This window comes from Parahaliea aestuarii, assembly GCF_008064635.1.
Lineage (GTDB): Bacteria > Pseudomonadota > Gammaproteobacteria > Pseudomonadales > Halieaceae > Parahaliea > Parahaliea aestuarii.
The window spans coordinates 416,929-441,555 of sequence record NZ_VRYZ01000002.1 but is presented as its reverse complement, the minus strand read 5'-3'; the positions used below and the strand labels follow the sequence as shown (position 1 = coordinate 441,555).

The 24,627-nt window shown below is 60.5% G+C and carries 22 protein-coding genes; 9 read left to right on the top strand and 13 right to left on the bottom strand.

Annotation, left to right across the window (positions count from 1 at the left end):
* The first annotated feature begins 48 nt into the window (after positions 1 to 48).
* The 5 genes from FVW59_RS06230 to dmpG all read left to right on the top strand — a co-directional run bounded on the left by FVW59_RS06230 (position 49) and on the right by dmpG (position 5,351).
* Positions 49 to 1,239, top strand: coding sequence for an acyl-CoA dehydrogenase family protein (locus tag FVW59_RS06230; protein ID WP_148063363.1), 1,191 nt, complete (start codon positions 49 to 51; stop codon positions 1,237 to 1,239).
* A gap of 25 nt (positions 1,240 to 1,264) precedes the next feature.
* Entirely contained in the window at positions 1,265 to 2,098 is an 834-nt protein-coding gene (locus FVW59_RS06225; protein ID WP_148063362.1) for an alpha/beta fold hydrolase, read from the top strand.
* Positions 2,099 to 2,106: 8 nt separating this feature from the next.
* Positions 2,107 to 2,895, top strand: a complete 789-nt coding sequence (locus tag FVW59_RS06220; RefSeq protein ID WP_148063361.1) for a fumarylacetoacetate hydrolase family protein — start codon at positions 2,107 to 2,109, stop codon at positions 2,893 to 2,895.
* Positions 2,896 to 2,954: 59 nt separating this feature from the next.
* Positions 2,955 to 3,863, top strand: a complete 909-nt coding sequence (locus FVW59_RS06215) for an acetaldehyde dehydrogenase (acetylating) (protein ID WP_148063360.1) — start codon at positions 2,955 to 2,957, stop codon at positions 3,861 to 3,863.
* A gap of 450 nt (positions 3,864 to 4,313) precedes the next feature.
* The gene (dmpG, locus tag FVW59_RS06210) at positions 4,314 to 5,351 is read left to right on the top strand and encodes a 4-hydroxy-2-oxovalerate aldolase (protein WP_148063359.1); all 1,038 of its coding nucleotides are present in this window, start codon (positions 4,314 to 4,316) and stop codon (positions 5,349 to 5,351) included.
* A gap of 27 nt (positions 5,352 to 5,378) precedes the next feature.
* Here dmpG and FVW59_RS06205 read toward each other — a convergent pair whose 3' ends face one another.
* Complete coding sequence (locus FVW59_RS06205; RefSeq protein ID WP_148063358.1) at positions 5,379 to 6,299, bottom strand: NTP transferase domain-containing protein; 921 nt, start codon at positions 6,297 to 6,299, stop codon at positions 5,379 to 5,381.
* A gap of 18 nt (positions 6,300 to 6,317) precedes the next feature.
* Positions 6,318 to 7,718 (bottom strand): Si-specific NAD(P)(+) transhydrogenase, encoded by a 1,401-nt coding sequence (gene sthA / locus FVW59_RS06200; protein ID WP_148063357.1) that lies wholly within the window; start codon positions 7,716 to 7,718, stop codon positions 6,318 to 6,320.
* Positions 7,719 to 7,834: 116 nt separating this feature from the next.
* Here sthA and FVW59_RS06195 point away from each other — a divergent pair, with 116 nt between their 5' ends.
* Positions 7,835 to 8,515, top strand: coding sequence for a glutathione S-transferase family protein (locus FVW59_RS06195; RefSeq protein ID WP_148063356.1), 681 nt, complete (start codon positions 7,835 to 7,837; stop codon positions 8,513 to 8,515).
* A gap of 5 nt (positions 8,516 to 8,520) precedes the next feature.
* Positions 8,521 to 9,243, top strand: coding sequence for a sulfite exporter TauE/SafE family protein (locus FVW59_RS06190; RefSeq protein ID WP_148063355.1), 723 nt, complete (start codon positions 8,521 to 8,523; stop codon positions 9,241 to 9,243).
* On the opposite strand, the gene FVW59_RS06185 is transcribed toward FVW59_RS06190, so the two are convergent.
* The 10 genes from FVW59_RS06185 to mnmC all read right to left on the bottom strand — a co-directional run bounded on the left by FVW59_RS06185 (position 9,244) and on the right by mnmC (position 21,643).
* Positions 9,244 to 9,924: a DUF899 domain-containing protein gene (locus FVW59_RS06185; RefSeq protein ID WP_148063354.1), complete on the bottom strand. Its 681-nt coding sequence runs from the start codon at positions 9,922 to 9,924 to the stop codon at positions 9,244 to 9,246.
* Between the two features lie 555 nt (positions 9,925 to 10,479).
* Positions 10,480 to 11,079 (bottom strand): hypothetical protein, encoded by a 600-nt coding sequence (locus FVW59_RS06180; RefSeq protein ID WP_148063353.1) that lies wholly within the window; start codon positions 11,077 to 11,079, stop codon positions 10,480 to 10,482.
* Positions 11,080 to 11,214: 135 nt separating this feature from the next.
* Positions 11,215 to 11,487, bottom strand: a complete 273-nt coding sequence (locus FVW59_RS06175; RefSeq protein ID WP_148063352.1) for a hypothetical protein — start codon at positions 11,485 to 11,487, stop codon at positions 11,215 to 11,217.
* A 134-nt stretch (positions 11,488 to 11,621) separates the two neighbouring features.
* Positions 11,622 to 12,308, bottom strand: a complete 687-nt coding sequence (locus tag FVW59_RS06170) for an MAE_28990/MAE_18760 family HEPN-like nuclease (protein WP_148063351.1) — start codon at positions 12,306 to 12,308, stop codon at positions 11,622 to 11,624.
* Complete coding sequence (locus FVW59_RS06165; RefSeq protein WP_148063350.1) at positions 12,305 to 13,432, bottom strand: DUF262 domain-containing protein; 1,128 nt, start codon at positions 13,430 to 13,432, stop codon at positions 12,305 to 12,307. The genes FVW59_RS06170 and FVW59_RS06165 overlap by 4 nt, the downstream gene beginning before the upstream one ends.
* Before the next feature lies 1 nt (position 13,433).
* Positions 13,434 to 14,693, bottom strand: a complete 1,260-nt coding sequence (locus tag FVW59_RS06160) for a DNA methyltransferase (protein ID WP_148063349.1) — start codon at positions 14,691 to 14,693, stop codon at positions 13,434 to 13,436.
* A gap of 170 nt (positions 14,694 to 14,863) precedes the next feature.
* A complete protein-coding gene (locus FVW59_RS06155) occupies positions 14,864 to 15,394 on the bottom strand; it encodes a DUF4145 domain-containing protein (protein WP_148063348.1) in 531 nt (176 codons plus the stop codon).
* 423 nt (positions 15,395 to 15,817) lie between these two features.
* Positions 15,818 to 18,754 carry an insulinase family protein gene (locus tag FVW59_RS06150; RefSeq protein WP_148063347.1) on the bottom strand — a complete coding sequence of 979 codons (2,937 nt, stop codon included), beginning with the start codon at positions 18,752 to 18,754 and terminating at the stop codon, positions 15,818 to 15,820.
* A 61-nt stretch (positions 18,755 to 18,815) separates the two neighbouring features.
* Positions 18,816 to 19,610, bottom strand: a complete 795-nt coding sequence (locus FVW59_RS06145) for a glutaminyl-peptide cyclotransferase (protein ID WP_148063346.1) — start codon at positions 19,608 to 19,610, stop codon at positions 18,816 to 18,818.
* Positions 19,607 to 21,643 carry a bifunctional tRNA (5-methylaminomethyl-2-thiouridine)(34)-methyltransferase MnmC2/FAD-dependent 5-carboxymethylaminomethyl-2-thiouridine(34) oxidoreductase MnmC1 gene (gene mnmC / locus FVW59_RS06140; protein ID WP_148063345.1) on the bottom strand — a complete coding sequence of 679 codons (2,037 nt, stop codon included), beginning with the start codon at positions 21,641 to 21,643 and terminating at the stop codon, positions 19,607 to 19,609. The genes FVW59_RS06145 and mnmC overlap by 4 nt, the downstream gene beginning before the upstream one ends.
* A gap of 187 nt (positions 21,644 to 21,830) precedes the next feature.
* Between mnmC and FVW59_RS06135 the strand changes: the two genes are divergently transcribed.
* Positions 21,831 to 22,340, top strand: coding sequence for a hypothetical protein (locus FVW59_RS06135; protein ID WP_148063344.1), 510 nt, complete (start codon positions 21,831 to 21,833; stop codon positions 22,338 to 22,340).
* A gap of 8 nt (positions 22,341 to 22,348) precedes the next feature.
* Here FVW59_RS06135 and FVW59_RS06130 read toward each other — a convergent pair whose 3' ends face one another.
* Positions 22,349 to 22,825, bottom strand: coding sequence for a MaoC family dehydratase (locus FVW59_RS06130; protein ID WP_148063343.1), 477 nt, complete (start codon positions 22,823 to 22,825; stop codon positions 22,349 to 22,351).
* A gap of 107 nt (positions 22,826 to 22,932) precedes the next feature.
* On the opposite strand from FVW59_RS06130, the gene FVW59_RS06125 reads away from it, so the two are divergent.
* On the top strand, positions 22,933 to 24,624 hold the full coding sequence (locus FVW59_RS06125; RefSeq protein ID WP_148063342.1) for an AMP-binding protein: 1,692 nt from the start codon (positions 22,933 to 22,935) through the stop codon (positions 24,622 to 24,624).
* The last annotated feature ends 3 nt before the right edge of the window (positions 24,625 to 24,627 follow it).

The following is a 24,627-nucleotide window of genomic DNA, read 5'->3' as shown; positions in this document are numbered from 1 at the left end:
GCCGGTCCACAACCGGCCGTGAACAACAACCAGACACAAGGTGCTGCCATGAATGCCTACGGACTCGAATCCCCCCGCGCCCAGCAACTGATTGACGCCGCGCGTGAACTTGGCCCGGTGCTGCGCGAGCGCGCCGCCCAGTGTCGCGCCGAGCGCAAGGTGCCGGCGGAAACCATCGCCGACTTTGAAAAAGCCGGCTTCTTCAAGATTCTGCAACCCGAGCAGTGGGGCGGCTACGCCATGGACCCGCAGGTGTTCTACTGCGTGGGCCTGGAAGTTGCCAAACACTGCATGTCCAGCGCCTGGGTGCTGGGCGTGGTGGCGGTGCACAACTGGCAACTGGCGGTGTTCGACGACCAGGCCGCCCAGGATGTGTGGGCGGATGACCCCACGGTGCTGATCTCCTCGTCCTACGCCCCGGTGGGCAAGGTGGAGGTAGTGGACGGCGGCTTCCGCCTGAGCGGCCAGTGGAGCTTCTCCTCCGGCTCCGAGCACTGCGACTGGGCCTTCCTCGGCGCCGTGGTGCCGACCCCGGACGCGCCCTTCGACATGGCCAACTACCGCACCTTCCTGGTGCCCCGCAGCGACTATGAAATTGTCGACAACTGGGACGTGGTGGGCCTGCAGGGCACCGGCAGCCACGATGTGCGTGTGGACGGCGCCTTTGTGCCAGAGCACCGCACCCACAAGTCGATGGACGGCTTCCTCTGCGACAACCCCGGCAATGCCGTGAACAGCGCGCCCCTTTACCGCCTGCCCTTTATGCAGGTGTTTGTGCGCGCGGTCTGCACCGCGACCCTGGGCGCCCTGCAGGGCTCCCTGGAGGATTACATCGAGGTGGCCAAAACCCGCCGCGTCGGCCCTATGAAGATGAGCGACGATCCCTTTGCCCGCCGCCTGGCGGCCGAGGTGAAGGCCTCCATCGAGGAAATGAAATTGACCATGGTGCGCAACTTCGATGCCATGATGGAATGCACTCGCGCCGGCGTGCCGATTCCGGTGGAAGACCGGGTGCGCTACCGCTACGATTCGGCAGTGGTGGCCGATCGTTGTGTTGAACTGTCCGGCAAGATGCTGAAGGCGGCCGGCAGCGGCGGTATCCGCAATGGCAGCGAGCTGCTGGCCCGGCACCTGGATATCCTCGCCAGCCAGGCGCACGTGGCCAACAACGTGAACCCGTTCGCTGTAAACTTCGGCGGCGTATTGTTCGGTGCGGATAACGCCGACTACGCCATCTGACTGAAAGGCTTATAAGGAGAACAATATGTCTATGATCGGACGCTTGCCGGAAGGCAACTACGCAGACTGCGCCAACGGCTATCGCATTCATTACCTGGACGAGGGCCAGGGCGAGGTCGTGGTGTTCCTGCACGGTTCCGGCCCCGGCGCCAGCGGCTACAGCAACTTCAAGGGTAACTACCCGGTACTGGTGGAAGCCGGCTACCGCTGCATTGTTCCCGATCATATCGGCTACGGCTTCTCCGACAAGCCCAACGACGTCGACCACCCCCTGTCCTTCTTCGTCGAGTGCATCAAGCAGACCCTCGACGTGGCCGGCGTGGAGCGCTGCACGGTGGTCGGCAACTCCCTCGGCGGCGCCGTCGCCATCGGCCTGGCGCTGGAGCACCCGGCGCTGGTGGAAAAACTCATCCTGATGGCCCCTGGCGGGCTCAGTGAAATGCCGGAGTACCAGGCCATGCCCGGTATGCAAAAGGTGTTCAAGGTGTTCGGCTCCGGCGAGCCGGTGACCCCCGAGGTGATGAAGGACCTGTTCGCCACCGGCCTGATGTACGACGGCCGCCACGCCACCGATGAACTGGTGGAAGAGCGCATGCAGATCATGCAGATCATGAACGGGCATGTGATGGCGACCATGAAGATTCCGGTACTGGTGGAGCGCCTGCAGGAGCTGCAGTGCCCGGTGCTCGGTTTCTGGGGCATGGACGAGCAGATGATGCCCGAGAACGGCATCATGGCGATGGCCAAAAACATCAAGCACCTGCGCCTGATCCTGGTGACCGAGTGTGGCCACTGGGTGATGGTGGAGCACGAGGACATGTTCAACCGCGCCTGTCTCGATTTTGTACAGCATGGATAAGGCATAACGTGGATAAGCAACGCATAGCCGAACTCGGCGACGAACTCTACCGCGCCCTGCGCGAGGGCCGCACCCTGGCGCCGCTGACTGACCGCGAGGCGGACATCAGCATCGACGACGCCTATCACATCAGCCTGCACATGGTGAACCAGCGGGTGGAGCGCGACGGCGAGCGCATCGTCGGCAAGAAGATCGGCGTGACCAGCAAGCCGGTGCAGGACATGCTGGGCGTGTTCCAGCCCGACTTCGGCTTTCTCACCGACGCCATGGTTTACGCGGATAACGCCGACATTCCGGTGGCGGGCAACCTGATCCAGCCGCGCGCGGAAGGGGAAATCGCCTTTCGCCTGAAGAAGGACCTGCAGGGCCCCGGCGTGACCGAGCAGGATGTGCTCGACGCCACCGAATCCATCATGCCCTGTTTCGAGATCGTGGATTCGCGCATCGACGACTGGAAGATCAAGATCCAGGACACCGTGGCCGACAACGCCTCCTGCGGCGTCTACGTACTGGGCGAGAACGAAGTCGACCCGCGCGACTTCGACCTGCCCAACCTCAAGATGACCATCTGGAAAAACGGCGAATTCCACAGCGAGGGCCTGGGCAGCGCGGTGCAGGGCAACCCGCTTACCGCCGTCGCCTGGCTGGCCAACACCCTGGGCGAGTTCGGTATTCCCTTCAAGGCGGGGGAGGTCATCCTCTCCGGCTCCCTGGCGCCCCTGATCCCGGTAGTGGCCGGCGATGAAATGCGCCTGGAAATCGACGGCATCGGCGGCTGCGCCTGCCGCTTTGTCTGAGCCCAACTTCAAGCATCAACTGCCGGGCGTTCGCGCCCGCACAGAGGAAAGCCAACACCATGAGTAAGAAAATCAAAGCCGCCATCATTGGCCCCGGCAACATCGGCACCGACCTGCTGATGAAGGCCATGCGCTCGGAGGTCATCGAGCCGGTGTGGATGGTGGGCGTGGTGCCCGATTCCCCCGGCCTGGCCCGCGCCGCCGAGATGGGCCTGAAAACCACTGCCGACGGCGTGGACGGCATGCTGCCGACCATGAAGGAAGACGGCGTGCAGATCTGCTTCGACGCCACCTCCGCCTACGTGCACGCGGAAAACAGCCGCAAGGTGAACGAGCAGGGCGCGGTGATGATCGACCTCACTCCCGCCGCCATCGGCCCCTTCTGCGTACCGCCGGTGAACCTGTCCACCGCGGTGGCTGAGCAGAAGATGAACGTGAACATGGTCACCTGCGGCGGCCAGGCCACCATTCCCATGGTGGCCGCGGTGAGCCGCGTACAGCCGGTGTCCTACGCCGAGATTGTGGCCACCGTGAGCAGCAAGTCCGCCGGCCCCGGCACCCGCAAGAACATCGACGAGTTCACCCGCACCACCTCCCGCGGCATCGAACTGGTGGGCGGCGCCGAGAAGGGCAAGGCGATCATCATCATCAACCCGGCGGAGCCGCCGCTGATCATGCGCGACACCATTCACTGCCTGACCGTGGACACGCCGGACGAGGACGCCATCCGCAAGTCGGTGGACGAGATGATCCTGGAGGTACAGAAGTACGTGCCGGGTTACACGCTGAAGAACGGCCCGGTGTTCGACGGCAAGCGCGTGTCCATTTACATGGAGGTGGAGGGCCTGGGTGACTTCCTGCCGAAGTACGCGGGCAACCTGGACATCATGACGGCGGCGGGTTTGCGCACGGCGGAGATGTACGCGGAGGAAATCCTGGCGGGCAAGTTCGTGCCAACGGCGGCATAGTTTCAACCGCGATACTGCGGCACTTCGCAAGTCGACGTCCGCACCGGGTAACGCCTGCCGCGACTCGCCGTAAATACATCCATGTAGGCTCTTCAGCGGCATCCATGCCGCTGACGGTCGCTTCAGGCATTCCCCGGTCCAGACGTCTATGATGGGTGCGTAAATTGAAGGCAATGCTTCCGGCAGCGAATGGCTGGCTTGGCTTTCTTAGTTAACGAAGCACAAAGCAGATTACCTGCCATCGCAGGAGGTAGCGGTGGCGGGGTAAAGCCCGAAGGGACCGTCAGCGGCCTGGACGGCCGCTGTCGAGCCCCCATGGATGGGTTCACGGCGTGTCCCCGAGGGCTTTACCCCGGCGCCGCTGCCGGTTGAGAGATGACAATGACCGCCATGCCCGAGCATGAAATCGGCTGGGTCAGTAAACCAACACAGCTATAGAGAACCGACACCATGGATCTGAAAGGCAAGAAAATCACCGTTCACGACATGTGCCTGCGCGACGGCATGCACCCCAAGCAGCACCAGATCACCGTGGACGAAATGGTCACCGTCGCCAAGGCGATGGACGCGGCCGGCATCCCGCTGATTGAAGTCACCCACGGCGACGGCCTGGGCGGCGCGTCGGTGAACTACGGCTTCCCCGCCAACAGCGACGAAGAATACCTGAGCGCCGTGTGCGGCGCGGTGAAGAACAGCAAGGTCTCAGCCCTGCTGCTGCCCGGTATCGGCACCGTCGACCACCTGAAAATGGCGGTAGACTGCGGTATCGGCACCATCCGCGTGGCCACCCACTGCACCGAGGCCGACGTGTCCGAGCAGCACCTGACCATGGCCGCCAAATACGACGGCCTGGACGTGGTGGGCTTTTTGATGATGGCGCACATGATCGAGCCGCAAGCGCTGCTCGAGCAGCTGAAGATGATGGAAGACTTCGGCGCCAACTGTGTGTACATCACCGACTCCGCCGGCTACATGCTGCCGGACGACGTCACCGCCCGCGTGGCCCTGGCCCGTGAAAAGCTGAACCCGGACACCGAGATCGGCTTCCACGGCCACCACAACCTGGGCATGGGCATCGCCAACTCCCTGGCGGCGGTGGAAGCGGGCGCGAGCCGTATCGACGGCTCCCTGGCGGGCCTCGGCGCCGGCGCCGGCAACACCCCGCTGGAAGTGTTCCTGGCGGTGTGCGACCGCATGGGCGTGGAGACCGGGGTGGACCTGTTCAAGGCCATGGACGTGGCGGAAGACCTGATCGTGCCGATGATGGACGACATCGTGCGGGTGGACCGGGATTCCCTGACCCTGGGCTGGGCCGGCGTGTACTCCTCCTTCCTGCTGTTTGCCAAGCGCGCGGCGAAGAAGTACAACCTGTCGGCGCGGGACATCCTGGTGGAACTGGGACGTCGCCGCACTGTGGGTGGCCAGGAAGACATGATCGAGGACCTGGCGCTGGACATGGCCAAAGCGCGCGACAAGATCGGCGCCTGATCGCCAGCCGGCCCCTGCACCCTGTCGTCAGGGGCCGCTTTCCTCCCCGCGCCGGAACTCCTCCCAGCGCAACTGCAACACGGCGTAATCCTGCTCGTTGTCCACGTCGATGGCGCAGCCGCCCTGCGTGGTCTCAACAATTCCCGCCCGCGTCTGCAGCACGCTGGAGGCGATGGCCTCCACATCCCGCCGCGTTACCTTGCTACGAAAATAGTCCCACCACCGGGGCCAGCCCCGCTGGTGCCCCAGCTCCGCCAGTTGCAGCATCAGGTAGAGCCGCAGCGCACGCCAGCCGACGCCTTCCTGGCCGAGCAGGTCGCGGGCGGTGCGCAGCATATTGCCGATGTCGCGCTGGTAGCGGAAACCGTAGACCTCGTCGATGTAATCCCGGTTTTGCACCCGCCGCGGGCGCACCAGGTGCAGGTTGTTGAGGCGCAGGCTGGCCTCGGCCAGGTGCAGGTAGCGCATGTGGATGCCGGGTAGCGAAGCCGTCGGGTAGAAGCGCCGCAGGGCGGCTTCGGCGCTCATGCCCACGCAGTAGTCCAGGTCGCGCCGGGCGCAGTTGTGCAGGAACTCGCGCAGCTCCCCGGCGCTCACCAGCGGCATATCCGCGCCCGTGACCAGTACCTGGCGGTCTATGCGCTCGCCGTCGCTGCTCTGCTCCAGGTGGGTAAAGGCGCGCCAGAAGTTGGCGTAGGCGGTGTCGGCCTGCTCCAGCAGCTCGATACGCCCGGGGGGCTCAATGCCGGCCACCACCGGGCGCAGCAGGTGCTCCGGCCCCACCACCACAATGCGACCCACGGCCTCTACCTGTAACAGTGCCAGCAGCACCCGCTCCAGCAGGCTGTGGCCGCCGACAGGCAGCAGGGATTTATTGGCGACGCCGCCCACGGCGCGTGCCGCGCCGCGATCGCCGGCGAGCACGATGGCATCCACGCTGGCGACCATCGCGCTCAGGTCACCGGCTTACACCCCGCTCAGGCGGTTGAGGCCGTTCAGTGCCGCGATGCGGTAGGCCTCCGCCATGGTGGGGTAGTTGAAGGTGGTGGTGATGAAGTAGCGCAGGGTGTTGCCCTTGCCCTCCTGCTTCATGATGGCCTGGCCGATGTGGATGATCTCGGTGGCCTCGGCGCCGAAGCAGTGGATGCCGAGAATGGCCAGGGTGTCGGGGCAGAACAGGATTTTCAGCATGCCCACGTCCTCCCCGGAGATCTGCCCGCGGGCGGTGTCCTTGAAGAAGGCGCGGCCCACCTCGAAGGGGATCCTGGCGTCGGTCAGCTCCCGCTCGGTGCGGCCCACCGAGCTGATCTCGGGGATGGTATAGATGCCGGTCGGCACGTCATCCACGTAGCGCGTGGTCTCCTTGCCGCGCGAGACGGCGGCGGCGGAGCGGCCCTGGTCATAGGCGGCGCTGGCGAGCGAGGGCCAGCCGATCACGTCACCCACGGCGTAGATGTTGGGCGTGCTGGTCTGGTACTGCTGGTTGACCTGCAACTGGCCGCGGCTGTCCGCCTCCAGCTTGACCGCCGGCAGGTTCAGCAGGTCGGTGTTGCCGGTGCGGCCGTTACACCACAGCAGGGCATCGCCGCGCAGGCGCTTGCCGGACTTCAGGTGCAGGATTACCCCTTCCTCGGTCGCCTCCACCCGCTCGTACACCTCCCGGTGGCGCACCATCACGCCGAGGTCCCGCAGGTGGTAGTTGAGGGCCACTGAAATCTCGTCGTCGAGGAAGGCCAGCAGGTAGTCGAAGCTGTTGATCAGCTCCACCTTGATGCCCAGGCCGCTGAAGATGGAGGCGTACTCACAGCCGATCACGCCGGCGCCGACGATCAGGATCTTGCGCGGAGTGTGCTTGAGGTCGAGGATGGTGTCGCTGTCGTACACGCGCGGGTGGTTGAAGTCCACGTCTGCCGGGCGGTAGGGCCGGGAGCCGGTGGCGATCACAATGTCGCGCCCGGTCACCTTCTCGATAATGCCGTCGGCCTGGCGAATGGCCAGGGTGTGCTCGTCGACAAAGCTGGCCTGGCCGGGGTGGAGGTCGATGCCGTTGCGGGCATAGAAGCGGCTGCGCATCTCCACCTGCTTTTCGATCACGCCGCTGGCGACGGACAGCGCCGTGGGGTAGGGAATCTGGCGGCTGTGGCCGATTTCGCGGAACAGGCGGCCGGTGTTGAAGCGCATCAGTTGTTTGACGGCGTGGCGCAGGGCTTTGGAGGGGATGGTGCCGCGGTGGGTGCAGCCGCCGCCCACCAGGGGGCGGTCTTCAATCACGGCGGCGCGCTTGTTGTGCTTGGCCGCGTTCAGTGCAGCGCTTTCGCCCGACGGGCCGCTGCCGATTACCAGGACATCGTAATCGTAAATCGTCATGCTGAGGGTTCCTTACCGGGTGTGGGGCCCGGGATCACCGGTCCGCCAGAGGGGCGTATTGTAGTCGCGCGAAAAGGTCAGGTAAATTTGCAGGATTTCACAGACGGAGCAGGACAATGGCGGCAATTAAACTGGTGATCGGCAACCGTAACTATTCTTCCTGGTCCCTGCGCGCCTGGCTCTGCCTGCGCAAGAGCGGCGCGGCCTTCACGGAGGAGCTGCTGCCCCTGGACACCCCGGAGTTTGCCCGGCGCATCGGCGACCTGTCCCCCTCGCGCACGGTGCCGGTGCTGTGGCACGGCGAGCGCTGCGTGTGGGATTCCCTCGCCATCTGCGAATACATCAACGAAACCTTCGCCGACGGCCAGCTGTGGCCGCGGGATGCCGGCCTGCGCGCCCTGGGCCGCTCGCTGGTGGCGGAAATGCACAGCGGCTACGGCGCCCTGCGCGCGGCCATGCCGATGAACTTCCGCGCCCGCCAGCGCCGGGTGCCCACCTCGCCGGCCCTGGAGGCCGACATCGCCCGCATCTTCCAGCGCTGGACCCTGGCGCGCCAGCAGGGCGCCGGTGAGGGCCCCTGGCTGCTGGGCACGTTCAGCATTGCCGACGCCTTCTTCGCCCCGGTGGCGGTGCGCTTTGGCGGCTACGGAGTGGCACTGCCCGCCGGGCCGGTGGCGGACTACGTGGCCCACCTGCGCGCGGACGAGGCCATGCAGGAATGGGAGCGCGGCGCCGCCGCGGAAAGCTGGATTGTTGAGGCCGACGAGGCCGGTGAGGAAACGGCGGCGCCGGAGTAGGGCGGGTGGGCGAATACCTGCTGCTGCCGATCGCCTTTTTCACCTCGGCCCTGGCCGGCGCCATCGGCATGGGCGGCGGCGTGCTGCTGCTGACCCTGATGCCGGGCCTGGTGCCTGCGCCGGCCATCCTGCCCCTGCACGCCCTGACCCAGCTGGCCAGCAACCTGTCGCGGGCCGTGTTCGGCTGGCGCCATATCGACTGGACACTAACCCCGGCTATTGCCGCGGGCGGGGTGCTGGGCGCGGTGGCGGGCGGGGGTATCTATCGCACGCTGGCGCTGGACTGGCTGCCCGCGGTAATCGGGGTACTGATCCTGCTGCTCACCTGGCTGCCCCTGCCGCAGCCGAAGGGACGCGGGCAGTTCGCCCTGGCCTTCCTCGGCTTCTACCAGACCGGGCTCGGTATGGTGGCGGGCGCCACCGGCCCGCTGGGGGCAGCGGTACTGGCCCGCTATTCCGTGCAGCGCGACTGGCTGGTAGTGAACACCGCGGTGTACATGAGCATCAGCCACCTGCTGCGCGGCGCTGCCTTCGGCCTGATGGGCTTCAGCCTCGGCCCCTGGTTGGGCCTGCTGGCAGGCATGGTAGCCGCCAGCGTGCTCGGCTCCTGGGTGGGCACCCGCCTGCGGGGCTACCTGCCCCAGGCCAACTTTCAGTGGTGGTTCCGGATTCTGGTGAGCGTGCTGGCACTGCGGATGATTGCGATGGTGGTGTGGAACGCTCCCTGACTACCTGTCGTACTCGTCGTGGCGGCGGTTCCACGTGTAGGGCGGGGTTTGTGGCCAGCCTTCCGGCGAGTCCTCCCAGGTCTCCTGGCGGCCAAAGGGCGTGAGATCCAGGTAGGTCCAGTGGCTGCCGAGGTATTCCACGCCGCGCGCGCCAGTGAAGTAGGTACGGTAAATGTCGTCGCCGTCACGCAGGAACACGCTCGCACCGTGCCGTTCGCCATTTTCAGTGGTGGCGCCGAAATCCACGTTAAAGTCGCTCCCCAGCGACGAGTACCACGGAATCGTCCAGCCCATGCGTGACTGGTAGCGCTGGAGTTTGTCCAGCGCTGCTCGCGACACCATCACCAGTGAGGTATCGCGCGCGTGGAGGTGGGCGGGATGGGACATGGCATCCGCCACCCAGGAGCAACCGTCGCAGCCGGCCTTCCAGTCCGGCCCGAACATGAAGTGGTAGACAATCAGCTGGCGGCGGCCCTCGAACAGGTCGAGCAGGGTGACCTCGCCCTCTGTGCCCTGGAGTGTGTAGGGCTTCTCCACCTTGACCATGGGCAACCTGCGCCGCTCCGCGTTCAGGGCGTCGCGTGCGCGGGTTAATTCCTTCTCCTTGATCAGGAGTTGGTCGAGGGCTGTTTGCCATTCGGCGGCAGAGACGGATTTTGGGAGTGGCGGTTTGGTAGGCATGTGGTGGTCTTCCCGAAAGTGGTGGGTGCTGATTGCCTAATCTACGCCTGATTTCAGTGGTACAAAACTCGCTTCGGCTTTCTTTCACTTCAATGGTCGGCTAGGTATCAGATTCGCCACTACGCCTATTCTTCTTTGAACGAAGCAGAATGAAGGAAATTGGAGTAAGGGCGCAGAGAAAAACAAGGAAACCAATGATTGCAGAAGTTCGTGCTTTGTCGTTTTGTTCATTGGTTGGCATGAATTCGAGAGAGCCCTGAAAAAAATAAATAGCAAATGCCACTGACTCTGCTAGTGCGACTACAAATAAAAATCTCAAAAACATAGCGTTAATGGGGTAGAGCCCTTTTTAAATATGTCTGGTCGGCATAAAGTTTCGCCGAAAAGGGCTCTGACCCCGTATTCCCCAGAATGCGACTTTATTCCGATTTCCAACGAAACCACGCTGGTCTCGCTCGGTAACTCCAGCTTGGAAAAGCCCAAATTTCTAAAACTCATAACGCTAAACGAAGCGGCGGCTGAAAGCCGTCCGCCTTCCGTGACTTGTTACATGATCTATCCTTCGATTGCTTCCTGCACCCTCTTTGCGGAAACAACTGAAAACGTCTGGGACAATAGAAACATCCCAAATACTATTAAAAATAGAGAAACTCCAATCACAACAAAAATTCCAACTATAGATTGTGATTGAATAGCATTGGTCATTGCCAGAAACGGGAAACCAATTAACAACAATAAAATACCAGCTATCATATTGTACCAATAGCCAATCCTATCGAAGGTCGATATTTTTACCTCTAATTTACCATCCCTTATCTCTAAATGGCTTCTTGCTCTTATAAAATGAGAGATCGAAAGCTCTCTATTCAGTCTTGCATACCAATCAATGCATGCATCCCTAACAACCTTTTCCATCTTCACTTTATGGGCCAATCTAAAATACTCATTTTCTATTTCATCTTCGAAATGAACCTTCAGATTCCCATTTATCGAATCTACGGACACAGCTTCCTTCAGTAGTTCTATCCTTCTTTTTTTATAGGTATCTGCGAAGGACAAGATATTTTTTAGGTTAAACAAAATCCCCAAAACAATCGCGATGGAAAACGCGGCGTACTCTCCCTGAGAAATGAACTCAAATGCCTTGTCAAACACTCTTATACTTCCTTTTCATGTAACGCCGCGCACTGGGGCGGTTTACCCAAAGCGAAGCGGCGGGTAAACCGTCCCAGCCCGGCGGCTTTTTGCCGGGCGACTGCTGCGCCTTGTTATGTGTATGTTTTGCCATGTTTAGCTATTGATACCCGGTGTGGGAATAAGGCACATAATAATGTTTAGAGCCTTGGGAAATATGTACCCCAATATAGCCGCACCAGCCCCAAAACTGATCATATATGGCAGAAATTGGCTGCCGATTGTTTCACCGCCGCCAAGGGTTATAGTGCCGCCAGCGAATAAACGAACAACGGCACCTATAATGGCGAACATCATGAAAGAATAAATGGCAGTACAGATCCGCTCCGCCTTGTTGTACTCGCTATTTTTCTTTTTAAATACCTTCATGTGCCAGCATCTATTTACACATAACGCCCACATCACAGGAGCCAATGGAGCAGAGCCAATTGTGGTAGAGTGCGCGAAGCGCACCACAATTGGCGGCGCGTAATTGGCTTCCTGTGCATGTGATTGTTAAATGATTACACTGCCTGCATAAACTCATTTCTACCGTACGCAGTAGTTAGACGCCTTGATATTCCGCTAATTACCGACTTACAGCAAGCTATAAACTCTTGATATTCTCTATCCTCAATCCCCTGCTTCCTTTTTCCGTGAGAAATATCATTCCTAACGTTTAACAGTCGATTTAATGGAGAGTAAATATCTCTCAAATCTTTGTACTCCAAACCAACTTGGAATAAGAGCTTTTCCAAAACCTGTTGACCAACATTATTTTCAGTATTGACATATCCTTCAGGTATTGTAACCGGGTGATTTTGTATAAGAGCTATATTTTCGACAAACTCTACTTGCCTCGATAGCTTATGTAGGGAAGTGTCATCTGGTAACGTACGGCGAAAAATTGCACTTTTTTTATCTTTGTTATTGAGAGCAATAAATTCACGGTGCAATGTTGCAGCTGCAATCACTGGCTTTACATCTGAGCACTTCAATCCTTTTTTATTAATCTCATCGATATATAAGGTGAAAGCAAATTGGACAAAGCCTTCTATATGAGCATAAACAAGACAAAGTATTGATCGTCGAATTTTTTTTTGATCATCTTCAGATGCTATATCTCTCTGGGTATTATCAAGAAATCTAATTTCGTCTTCTCGCCACTCTCGCTCAGACTCTATTTGTAACTGAAAGTACTCTAAGCTCATAGCTGCAACTCATCCAGCTTATCAATAACTATCTGAATTCTCTTATTAAGTGGGCCTGGCGAGTTTTTTCCACCACCGGTTGTTACGCTAATGAATTCCTCGTCGGCTTTTATTTTCTCTATACTTTCTTTTAGTGCATCTATATGAGCTTGATTTTCAGGATCGATTTCATCGAGCTTGCTAAGCAGGCCTGTGCAGATACCTTCATAATGATAAACGGAAAAATTAGACTGCACTCCGCCCCTACCGGCTCGACCAAAGGACTTATCACCAAGGGCCTTATTTAAAACTAAAAAAAGCTTTTCAAAAACCACGTCTTCTTGAGCGTAATCGAATGTTATTTCACCATTCTCTGGATCTGAAACGGCCTCCATGTATTCAGTCAAAAAATCAGCCACATCGTGAACAAATTTGTCTTTATAGTTTTTTAGTGCGAAATATCTCAAAACCAACTCTTGATCAAAAGACCCCAATCCTTGCTGCTTCGAGATATTAGAAATACATGCCTTAAAATTTTCTGATCGACTTTTATCTATAACGAAATCAATAAAAGTTGAATCGAGCATCCGGATTGTGCAGTTCCTAAGCTGCTGGCTTGTTAGCGCTTCGCCACCAGTATTTAAGCGTTTAAACATATGATAACGAAATTTACTGTCACTCCCTTTTCTAACCACCTCAACGCGGACAAATGCTCGCTTTAGTCTTATTTTTAAAGAAGTTGGCAGGTCATCATATTTGTAGCCATTTAAATCAGGAACGATATCGCACTCCTGTAATTCCAAAAAATCGCCATCTACAATTGCTGGCTCCAGGTGATCTGCTACCAACTTTCCCCGCAAATGAAGATATGAAGAAAACCGCTGCAATCCATCGATAAGCTGATATTTCCCAGTCTCAGACTCCACAACATAAATTGGTGGTACCGGCATTTCCAGGAGCAGAGATTCTATAAATCTTGATTGCGCACCCTGACTCCATCTAAAAAGGCGTTGATAATCTGGGTTGATATCCAGCTCTCCATCGATATACATGTCCAACAGTTCATTAAATGACAAATCCAAACTCTGCGTATGGACTTTTTCTACACTTTGTTCGAGAGATAGAATTAAATCATCACTGCCCATATTATTCTCCTTTATCAAAAATCAGCACTGACTCAAACGCTGAACTTTTGCTTCGATATTTTTTGGATTTTATATTTAAGTTGGCCATATTTCGTCTGCTCTCAAACTCTATACTTTCTCGTAGCTTTAATTTACGAGATTCTGCCATTTCTGAAATAATTTCAGGTAGGTTGCAATGTATATCTTTATAATATGAATCTTGAACGACGCAAACAAAAACGGAACCGGGCTTCATAACCCGCTCAATTTCATTTATAGACGCACCCAAAGATAAAAAATATTGAGAAAGATTTTTATAGTAATAAGTCTCTGACGCTTTCGAGCTGTGTGTCCTGACAGATTCAAGAAATGCAACACATTTTCCTGTTAACTTTTCAACACCAGAATTAGCCTCTTTCGGTACCGTAGTAGTTCCCATCAATCGCCTTCTAACTAAATCTATTTCCTTTTCTCCATCTATACATAGAATAGATAGCTCTGGCAAAGTAGCAATTCCATAATCAATTCTCGTGCAATATGGTGGAGAGGTTAAAACAAAATCAATCGAAGCATTTTCTAATGGCAATTGGGATGAAGAAGCTATTCTGATGTCGGCAGTACCTTTCGGCCATTGATGATCAGAAATTGATATCCCTTTTACCATGTCTCTAACATGCCTGATGTACTGTTTTTTTAATTCGCCCCATGAAACACTAATTTTATCTTCGTCAATTTTGGGCTTCTTTACCCAAGTGGGATTCGAGGGGATAAATTCGGATAGATAGCTTCGAACACAATTAAATAGGCCGGTATACATTAAACATTGAACATTTGTTAGCGCGTCGACCTTATCTACTGTCGATTCGTATTCCGCCTCTCCTGTGATGCAGCGTTCAATCTTACGTATACTATTTACAGTTAAGGGATCAAACCATGCATTTAAATGATCGTCATTCCTCGATGACGGCTCAATCTTTGTAGTGATTTCGTTTATTTTCTGATTGATGATTTCTATATCACTTTTTACAGTTTGCTTCGCCGATGCTATTACCTTCATCACCGGATTAAGGTCTACCCCTATGGAACTAAACCCATTAACTGATGCCATTAAAGTAGTAGTCCCACCACCGTTCCATGGGTCTAATAAGAGCGCAGCAGCTGGAAGATTGGCCGTTTCGATAATCTTTTGAGTAAAAGTATGTGAATAACCTGCGTAATAGTTATACCAGTACGGCTTCACTTCAATTGATTCATTTTCTCTTTTTGGATTAACAATTAACAAAGTAGTCCTACCATAATCTTAATAGTTCCTGGCTTAGGGGCCCGGCCATTTAACGCCAACCGCAGCGGGAGCCGAAATGGAGCGCCTTTTGTGCTAATGTTTGAGCGCCAGCGAGTAGCACAAAAGGCGCGGAGTTTTGGCTGTCCGACTGCCGGTTTTTGTTAGGCGACTCACGCGCCAATTGAAATCTGATGGTTCCGTATAGGATCATGTAAAGTTCCATTTACTGATTCGGTTTCTAGCTCAATACGCGCGACTATCATTGTGACTGCCACTATAAAATGGCCTTTAGGACTTGCATAGGGGCATTCAAGTAACCCCGGCCCGTATGTCTTCAGCTCTAAAGCTTCAATAATATTCTCTACACGAGATTGGCAGGAATTCTCTTCAAAACTGAATTCTTCGCGGTGTGCCGCATCATTGCGGATATCGCGAATCCAATCTAAAGAGCGTGAAACTTCTTCTGCGACTAAATTTAGTCTTCGAGCAAGTTCAATTCGAGCTGAAAATGATTCAACCGCTCTTCCACGGCCAAGAAGGCGATCTTCTTTCTCATTTTTTGGCGGAAGTAGAAATTTCTTAATCAGCTTCGCAAGCCTGTCATCTAGGACCGCTCCACCAAGCACGGCGCAAGAACGATCACTTCCCTCCAGTTCAATATTCAATTGTTGGAGCCATACCCCATTTAGCGTGATGCTCATGAAATTCGCCTAACAGCTACTTAATTTGAAAAATTCTGATATCACCTTTTCCCCTTACTTAAAACGATATCCATTCCACTGAAGCCGTCCACCCGCATAATCTGTAGCTTCTACACAATCTGAGTGGTATTGATCACCGGGGCTCACTGAAAAATTCAGTGTTCACACCGATGATGCTGGCCCATTGTTAAAAGCGAAAAGCCACCACGCTCCAGCCATTGCGCTGGTTACAGTAGTCTGCCCCAAGGATAAATGGAATTTGTCCCATTAAAAACGATCCCTGCGTGCGATGTGAGCCGCGCACAGGGGAATTTCCGAATAATGTGAACTGGATAGGATTGACACAGGGATGGCGTCAAGGGAGGGCAGCCCCACCGCGAGCAAACTACGCGGCCGAGGCTGTTTTTCAGAAAGGTGTAGTGCCTACAGCGTCAAACTCTCCAACCCCAAACGCTCAGCCACATCCGCCTGACTGGCCCCAGTAATCACCGCAATACTGGCCTTCTCCGGCTGCAGGTAGCTCTCCGCCACCCGCCGCAAATCTTCCAACCGCACATCCAGAATCCGCTGCCGGAAGGCAACACGCTGGGCGTGGTCGCGGCCGAACAGGCGGTTGTGGAAGTGTTGCTTGGCTTCGCCGGCGGGGGAGCTGGGTTTGTCCATGCTGCCGATCACGCCGAGGATGGCTTCTTCCAGTGCGCGCTCGTCGTGTTGGGTGTCCAGTAGCCAGCGCACGGAGGCGTCAAAGTCCTCCAGGGTGCCGGCCAGGCGCGGGTCGCGGTAGGAGTAGAAGCGGAAGGCGGCCACGCCGCTGTCCTGTGCCGCGCCGCCGCCGTAGGCGCCGCCTTTTTCGCGGATGGCGCGGTGCAAAAAGCCGTTGCGCAAAAAGCCGCCGAGGACGATCAGTGGCGCGGCGTCGGGGTGGCCCACGGGCACGGTGGGAAAGGCCTGGGCACAGAAGTTCACCTGGGTGTTGGCAATCCACAGTTGCTTGACCGCTTCGCGGCGGGGCGGCAACTGGAAGGGCTCGCCGCCGCTGCCGGCGGGCAGGGCGCTCCAGGCGGCCAGGCTGGTGCTGGCGAAGGCCTCAATGTGGGGTTCGTCGGCAATGTTCAGCAACTGGCGCGGCATGGCGGTGATGCGCGCGTGCACGTCGGCCAGTTGCCCGGCGAAGGCGGCCAGCGCTTCGGGCGCCTTCAGTGATGCATCCAGTTCCCGCAGGGATTTGATGCCCGCCAGGCCGGACAGGCGGTGGTTCATGGCGGCCAGCGGGCTCATGCCGGCGCAGGCGGCGGCCATGGCCAGGCCGTGGCCGTTGCCGGTCACGGCCTGCTCGCGGCGCGCGCGCTGCTGGCTGATCAGTTCACGGATGCGGTTGTGCTCGCCAAAGCCGGGGCTGGCCAGGGTGTCCTGCATCAGTTGGGTCTGGGCCGCGGCGTTGCGCGCCAGGGCCTTGGAGGACAGCACGAAGTTGCCGTCCAGTTGCTGTTCGTCGTCCACTCGCCCGCGAATGGAGGTAAAGGCGTTGAGGGAGCCCACGGTGGCCGAGTGGCGCTGCTGGGTGGCCAGGTAGTCCTCGCCGCCCACGCCGAGTTCGGTGAGGATGTTGGTGTACAGGGGCAGTAGCTGCAGCTGCTCGTCGGCCAGCGCCGGCAGGGGCGAAATCACCTGCTGGTACACCAGGCCGTTGGTGCCCTGGGTGTAGCGGGTCTGGCGCAGGCCGTTACTTTCTGCCTCGTTGTAGTCGAGTTCCGGCAGGCTGGCGGGAATGTCGCTGCGCTCCACCCGCGGCAGTACGTCCGGGTCGTCCACCTGCAACTGGCGCTGTTCCAGGGCGGCGGCGCGCTGGATGATGCGCTCGGCCTCGCCCTCGTCAAGACCGGCCTTGATCTGTGCCAGGCGCGCGGCCTCGGCTTCGGCGCGGCGGGCGGACAGCGCCTTGTCCGGGTGCATCACCAGGGTGACCCGGTGGGGGTTGTCCAGCAGCAGGCGGCGCGCCAGGCCCTTGATGAAGTCGGGGTCGGCGATGTCGTCGCGCAGTTGTGCGATCACCGGTTCCAGGTCCAGCACGCCGATGGGGTCGGCGTAGTGGGTGGCGCAGCCCAGGGCCTGCAGGATGAGCTGCAGGCCGTAGGGGTAGGAGTCGCCGCTGATTTCCCGCTGGTGCAGTTCCAGCTGGTGCAGCACTGCTTCCAGCCGCTCGCGGGCGATGCCCTCGTCCGCCAGTTTGCCGATCACCTCCAGTACCAGGGCTTCCACCGCGTCGGCGTGTTCCGCCTCGGAGCCTTCCAGCCCGCAGCAGAACACCATCTGGCGCATGGAGTCCTCCAGCCCGCACAGGGGCGAGGGGGCCTGGCCGAGTTCGGTGGTTTCCAGGGCCTGCATCAGCGGCGAGGCGCTGTTGTCCAGCAGCACGCTGGCCAGCAACTGGGCGCGCAGCATCTGCAGCAGGTCGGTGCTCTCGCCCAGTATCCAGCCCAGCACGATGTGGGTCTTGTTGTCGCTGGGGCCGCTGTCGTCGAAGGCGTAGGGCTTCTGCACGCGCAGGGGCGCGGGCAGGGGGGCCTCTGGCGGTACTTCGATGCGCAGGTCCTGCCTGTCGAAGCGGCTCAGGGCGCGTTGCTCGAAGGCGGCCTGGTGTTCGTTGGCGGGAATGTCGCCAAAGGTCATGAAGATGGCGTTGCTGGGGTGGTAGTGGCTCTTGTAGAAGGCCCTGAGCTGGTCGTAGCTGAGGTCCGGGATGTGCTCCGGGTCGCCGCCGCTGTTGTAGTGGTAGGTGGTGGTGGGGAACAGGTGCTCGCTCAGGGTCTGCCACAGGGTGCTGCTCACCGAGCTCATGGCGCCCTTCATTTCGTTGAACACCACGCCCTTGTACACCAGCGGGCTGTTGCTGTCGCCGGCTTCCTCGAATTCCACCCGGTGGCCTTCCTGGGCGAAGTCCAGCTCGTCCAGCTTGGAGAAGAACACCGCGTCCAGGTACACGTCCAGCAGGTTGTTGAAGTCCTTGCGGTTCTGGCTGGCGAAGGGGTAGGCGGTCCAGTCGGAGCTGGTAAAGGCGTTCATGAAGGTGTTGAGGGAGCGCCGCAGCATCATGAAGAAGGGGTCGCGCACCGGGTAGCGCTCGGAGCCGCACAGGGCGGTGTGCTCCAGGATGTGGGCCACGCCGGTGGAGTCCATGGGCACGGTGCGCAGGGCCACCAGGAACACGTTCTCGCTGTTGTCCGCCGCCAGGTGGTAGTGCACCGCGCCAGTCGCCCGGTGGCGAAACTCCTGCACCCGCAGGTTGAGGGAGTCGATCTCCACCTCGCGCACGGCGTCGAAGGCGGGGTGGGTGGCGGGGCTGTTACTGCTTTGGCTCATGGCATTCCTGGCAGGGCGCGCGCTGGCGCGCCGGTTGATGATGGATGATGGTATTGGTGGTTCAGTTGCTGGCGCTGCTGGCGCGGGGTTGTACCTCGATGCGGAACAGCCAGGGCCAGCGCTTGCCGGTGACCCAGATGCCGCCGTCCGCGGGATTGACGGCGATGCCGTTGAGCACATCGGTGCCGCGCTGCCTGTCACTGTCCGGCAGCAGGCCCGTAAGGTCAAGGCGCGCATCCACCCGGCCGCTGGCGGGGTCAATGATAACAATGTCGTCGCTCTGCCACACGTTGGCCCACACGCGGCCGTCTATCCACTCCAGCTCGTTGAGCTGGGAGACCGGCCGGCCGCCGGCGGTGACCGGCAGCACGCGGGTGATCTTGCCGTCGCCGGCGTTCATGAAGAAGAGCTGGTGGCTGCCGTCGGAGTAGATCAGCTGTTTGCCGTTCCAGGTCAGGCCCCAGCCCTGGCCGGGAATGCGCCACTGGCGCTTCGGGGCCAGGCTGGCGCGGTCGTAAACCAGCACCAGGCCGGCGCGCCAGGTGAGCTGGAATACTTCGTCGCCCACCACGGTCAGCCCTTCGGCGAACAGGCGCTGGTCGAGGCGGCGGCCGTCCAGCAGCTCGCCGCTGGCGAAGTCGTAGCGCAGCAGGCGCGACTCGCCGTAGCCGCCGGCGCTCAGGTAGAGCTGGCCGTCGACAATCTGCAAACCCTGCACAAAGTTGTCGCGCGAGTGGGCCTTGCGTTCCAGTACCCGGTAGTCCAGCACCTGGTAATTCAGCACCGGCTGGGCGCTGCTGTGGGAGGCGATCAGCAGCGCCAGCAGCGCGCTGCACAGCACGATGGAGCGCTTCATCGCTTGTTGCGGCCCAGGTCGCGGATCAGAAAACGCGCCGGTGCCAGGGCCCGGCTCAAATAGCGCGGCAGGGGCGGGGGCTCGTGGCAGGCCTGGCTGGCGATGAGTTCGGCGCACAGTGGCGCCGAGCTGAGGCCGCGGGAGCCGTGTCCGGTGTTCAGGTAAAGTCCTGGCATGTAGGGGCCATCGCTGGCAATGGTCAAGCGGGCATTCTGGCGCAGTGCGGCGTAGGTGGCCAGCAGGGCGGGCGCATCCGGCACCGGGCCGGCCAGGGGCAGGTAGTCCGGGGTGGTGCAGCGAAAGGCCGCGCGGCCCGGCAAATCGCTGTTTTCCAGCGCCGCCAGGGCATCGCCCCAGGCGGGGATGGCGGCGGCCAGGCGCTGCAGGTTCTGGCGCTGGTCCCGGGGGTTCAGCGCAGCGCTGTCCTCGTTCAGGTTGAAGGTGGCGCCCATGCAGTGCCCCTCCGCACCGGCCGGTGCCATGTAGCCCGCGTGGCAGAAGGCGGCCCGCAGGGTGTCGAAGGGCGGCCCCGGGGGCAGGGTGGTGGTCTGGCCGCGGATCGGCTGCAGGGGCAGCCAGTCCAGCCCGCTGTGGCGCAGGCTGTCGTTGCCGCAGGCGATCACCGCGCAGTCGGCAGCGGCCACGGTCTCTCCCCCTTCATTCACGGCCAGCCAGCGCTGGCCCTCGCGCTGCAGGCGCAGGGGGCCGCAGTGTTCCTGCAGGATTACACCGTCGCGCCGGCTCCAGTAGCGGCACAGGGCCGGCGGCGACAGCCAGCCGGAGCCCGGGAACCAGTAGCCGGGGGCGCTTTGTTCCACGCCCAGCAGGGTATTGGCTTCCGTGGGGTCCAGCACCCGGGCCAGTTCCGGTATTTCTGCCAGCCGTGCGGCCATGTCGGCCAGTTCGTCCGCCTTGTGGTGCTGGTGAAAGCAGCCGCACAAGTCGCCGTCTATGCCCTGGTTCAGTTCCCCTGCGTCGAACAGTTGCCGGTACAGGCGGCTGGCATCGCTGAAGCTGGCGAGGGCAAAGTCGCTGAGGGCGGAGTGGTGGCGGGACAGGCGCGTATACAGCACGCCCTGGGCGTTGCCCGATGCGGCCCCGGCCAGTTTGCCCACCTCCAGCAATTGCACGGTGATGCCGCGGCGGGCCAGGGCCGCGGCAGTGGCGCAGCCGGCCAGGCCGGCGCCCAGTACCAGGGCGGTGCGCGGCGCGGGCTGGGGGGCGCGGGGAATATCCCAGGGGGTGTCGGTGGGCGGCGGCGCGGGCGTGGGGGTGGGAGCTGGAGTTATATCCGCTGCCGCCAGGTTGCCCAGCAGGCGCTCGCGCTTGCGGCCAAAGCCCGGCCCCTTGCGCATGTCGAAGCCGGCCGCCTGCAGGCTGCGGCGCACGGCGCCCACGGCGGTAAAGGTGGCGAGGGTGGCGCCGGGGCGGCTCAGGGCGCCGATGTGGCCGAGCACGGCGTCTGACCACATACCGGCGTTGCGGGCGGGGGCAAAGCCGTCCAGGTACCAGGCGTCTATCCAGCGCCGGCGCTGGCTGGCCAGGTCCGCCAGTGCTTCCTCTGCGTCGGCCCACCACAGGTCCAGGGTCACCTGGCCCCCGGCCAGCAGCAGGCGGTGACAGCCGGGCACCGGCGCGGGGTAGTGGGCCAGCAGTTCCGCGGCGAGGCCCGCCAGGGTGGGCCAGGCTGTCAGGGCCCGCTCCAGGTCCTCCCGCCGCAGGGGGTACTGCTCTACAGACAGGTAGTGCAGGCGCGGTTTGGGGGCGGGGCAGGCGGCCCAGGCCTGCCAGGTCAGCAGGAAGTTGAGGCCGGTGCCAAAGCCGGTTTCGCCGATGGCGAAGGAATCTTGCGGGTGTGCGCGCCAGCGCTGCGGCAGGTGGTTGCCGTCCAGGAACACAAAGCGGCTCTCCGCCAGGCCGTCGTCGCGCGAGAAGTAGATGTCGCCGAATTCACTGGAACCCGGTACGCCGCTCTCGCTCCAGTCGAGGCGAGGGGCGGGCATGGCTTGCCAGGGCTGGTTGTCGCGCTGCATTCAGGGCCGGTCTGCTGGTGGGTGGAAGCGCGGCAAACGGGGCGCCGCGGCGGCCCGGCGATGATAGCAGATGGCCCGCGGCGCGGAACCGGGGCGCCGGTTCGCGCTTGCGCCGGGCGGCTGGTTTTTGCCCGGCCCAGGTATTAGACTTGCGGCCCTTTGTCGCTACAGATAGCCTGAATTCCCCATGGCGCGAGAACAAACCCAGACCATCCCGCGGGACAAATTCCTGACGATGTCCGTCAACCTGCTGCACAAGGCCTTTCTCGAGGCCAGTCGCACCCAGGCCAAGAACCTCTTCCGCGATGTGGCGGAAGGCCGCACCGCGGCGCTGACCAAGGTGCAGATGGAAGACAAGTCGCTGGTGCGCTTCGACCTGGCACTGGATCACAGCGAATACCGCGGCAAACTGAATTTCGGCAGCTTCCGCGAATCCCTGACCGCCCTGATCGCGCAGTTGAGCGACGCCCTGCGGCAGGAGCGGGACATTACCGTGTTCTCGGCGGAGAACGACCCCAACGTGATGATTTTCGGGGCCACCGGCGTGACCTACGAAAAAGGCGAGCCCAGCGTGCTGGTGCTCAGCGCCGATGCCGGCCGCGGCCAGCCGGCAGTGACGCTCAAGCTGATGTACCTCGACCCCAGGCAGTTCGCCGCCACGGGCGCGGAGTCCGGGGCGGCGGCCGACAAGGCCTGAGCCGGGCGTCAGTCGTCCAGGCTGAAGCGCGGCTCCGGCGGCAGGTCCAGCGTGGCTTTTTCCGCCGGCGCCATCACTTCGGCGCTGCCGCTGGCAACGATTTTGTCGTGCTGGTTGCGCACGGTGCAATCCAGGCTGACCCACTGCCGCCGCTCGCGCAATTCGCTGACCACCAGTTCCACGGTAAGGGTGTCGCCAACCTTTACCGGCGCGCGAAAGCGCAGGGACTGGCCGAGATACACCGTGCCCGGCCCCGGCAGTTCCAAAGCCAGGGCGGCTGACACCAGCGCCCCGGTCAGCATGCCGTGGGCGATGGGCTCGCCGAAGGGCGTACCGGCGGCGAAGGCCGCATCCAGGTGGACCGGGTTGGTGTCGCCGCAGGCCGCTGCAAAAAGCTGGATATGCCGCATGTCGATGCGGCGCTGGTAGCGGGCGCTCTGGCCAATGCTGAGTTCATCGAAGGTATAGTTAGTGCGTGTGCTCATGGGGGCCTCCTGGTAGCGGCGCCCATCATAGCCCAGCCGGCCATCAAGCGGGGCCGGCGCAAATCAAAACTGTGGTAGCAGAGAAGTCAATCAAAGGAGTCCGCAAGATGTCCGAACAGGTGCTGGAACAACAGGCGCAACTCTACGCCAGACTCGATGCTGAACTCGGCATCGACAGCCATTGTGACCTCGGGCGCTTCGAGCACCTGGTGGCCATGGCCGAGCACAGCTTCGCCGAGTTCCCCGATCGCCCCGCGTTCTCCAGCCTTGGCCACACCCTCAGCTACCGCGACCTGGATCGCCTGTCGCGGCAGTTCGCCGGCTGGGTGCAGCACTGTACGGATCTGGAGCCCGGCGACCGCATCGCGGTGCAGATGCCCAACCTGATCCAGTACCCGGTGGTGACCCTGGGCGCCATGCGCGCCGGGCTGGTGATCGTCAACACCAACCCGCTGTACAGCGAACGCGAGATCGCGCACCAGTTCAACGACGCCGAAGTAAAGGCGCTGGTGGTGCAGGCCAACGTGGCCCAGACCGCCGCCAAAGTGCTGCCGCGCACCGGGGTGAAGTACACCATTGTCACCGAGCTGGCCGACCTGCACTCGCCCTTCAAGCGTTTCCTGATCAACAACGTGGCCAAGCACGTCAAGAAAATGGTGCCACCCTTCGACATTCCCGGCGCCATCCCCCTCAACGACGCGCTCAAAGCCGGCACCGACCGGCCGCTGTTGCCGGTACAGACGGCCCGCGACGACCTGGCCCTGCTGCAGTACACCGGCGGCACCACCGGGGTGGCGAAGGGCGCGATGTTGAGCCACGGCAACGTGGTGGCCAACGTGCTGCAGGTGGACAACATGCTGGAAACCCAGCCGCTGGACAGGGATCACTCGGTCACCGTGCAGCCCCTGCCGGTCTACCATATCTACGCCTTCATGACCGCCATGTACTCCATGCTGAACGGGGCACACATGGTGTTCATCCCCAATCCCCGGGATTTGCCCTCGGTGGTGAAGACCCTGCGCGACTACAAGCCGGATATCTTCTGCGGCCTGAATACGCTGTTCATGGGGCTGTGCAACAACGAGGCCTTTCGCGCGCTGGACTTCTCCAACCTCAAACTGACCCTGTCCGGCGGCATGGCCCTGACCCACGCCGCCGCCGAGCGCTGGCAGGAGATTACCGGCTGCCCGGTGTCCGAGGGATACGGCCTGACGGAGACCTCCCCGGTGGTGTCCATGAACCCGGGCAACCGCATTGTCATCGGCAGCATCGGGTTGCCGCTGCCGGGCACCCTGGTCAAGGTGGTGGACGACGACGGCAACGCGCTGCCCCCCGAGCAGCCCGGCGAACTGTGCGTGAAGGGCCCGCAGGTAATGCAGGGCTACTGGCAGCGGGCGGATGAAACCGCCAAGGTGATGGATGCCGAGGGCTACTTCCGCACCGGCGATATCGCCAAGATCCGCGAGGACGGCTTTATCCAGATCGTGGATCGCAAGAAGGACATGATCGTGGTGTCCGGCTTCAATGTGTACCCCAACGAACTGGAAGATGTGCTCTACGAGCACCCCGACGTGCTGGAGTGCGCCGCGGTGGGCGTGCCCGACGAGACCTCCGGCGAGGTGATCAAGATGTACGTGGTGAGCAAGTCCGGCAAGCTCACCGCCGAGGAAGTGCGCGAGTTCTGCCGCCGCAGCCTCACCGCCTACAAGGTGCCCAAGCTGGTGGAGTTCCGCAGCGAACTGCCCAAGACCAACGTCGGTAAAATCCTGCGCCGGGAACTGCGTGACGGCGAGGCCTGAGGG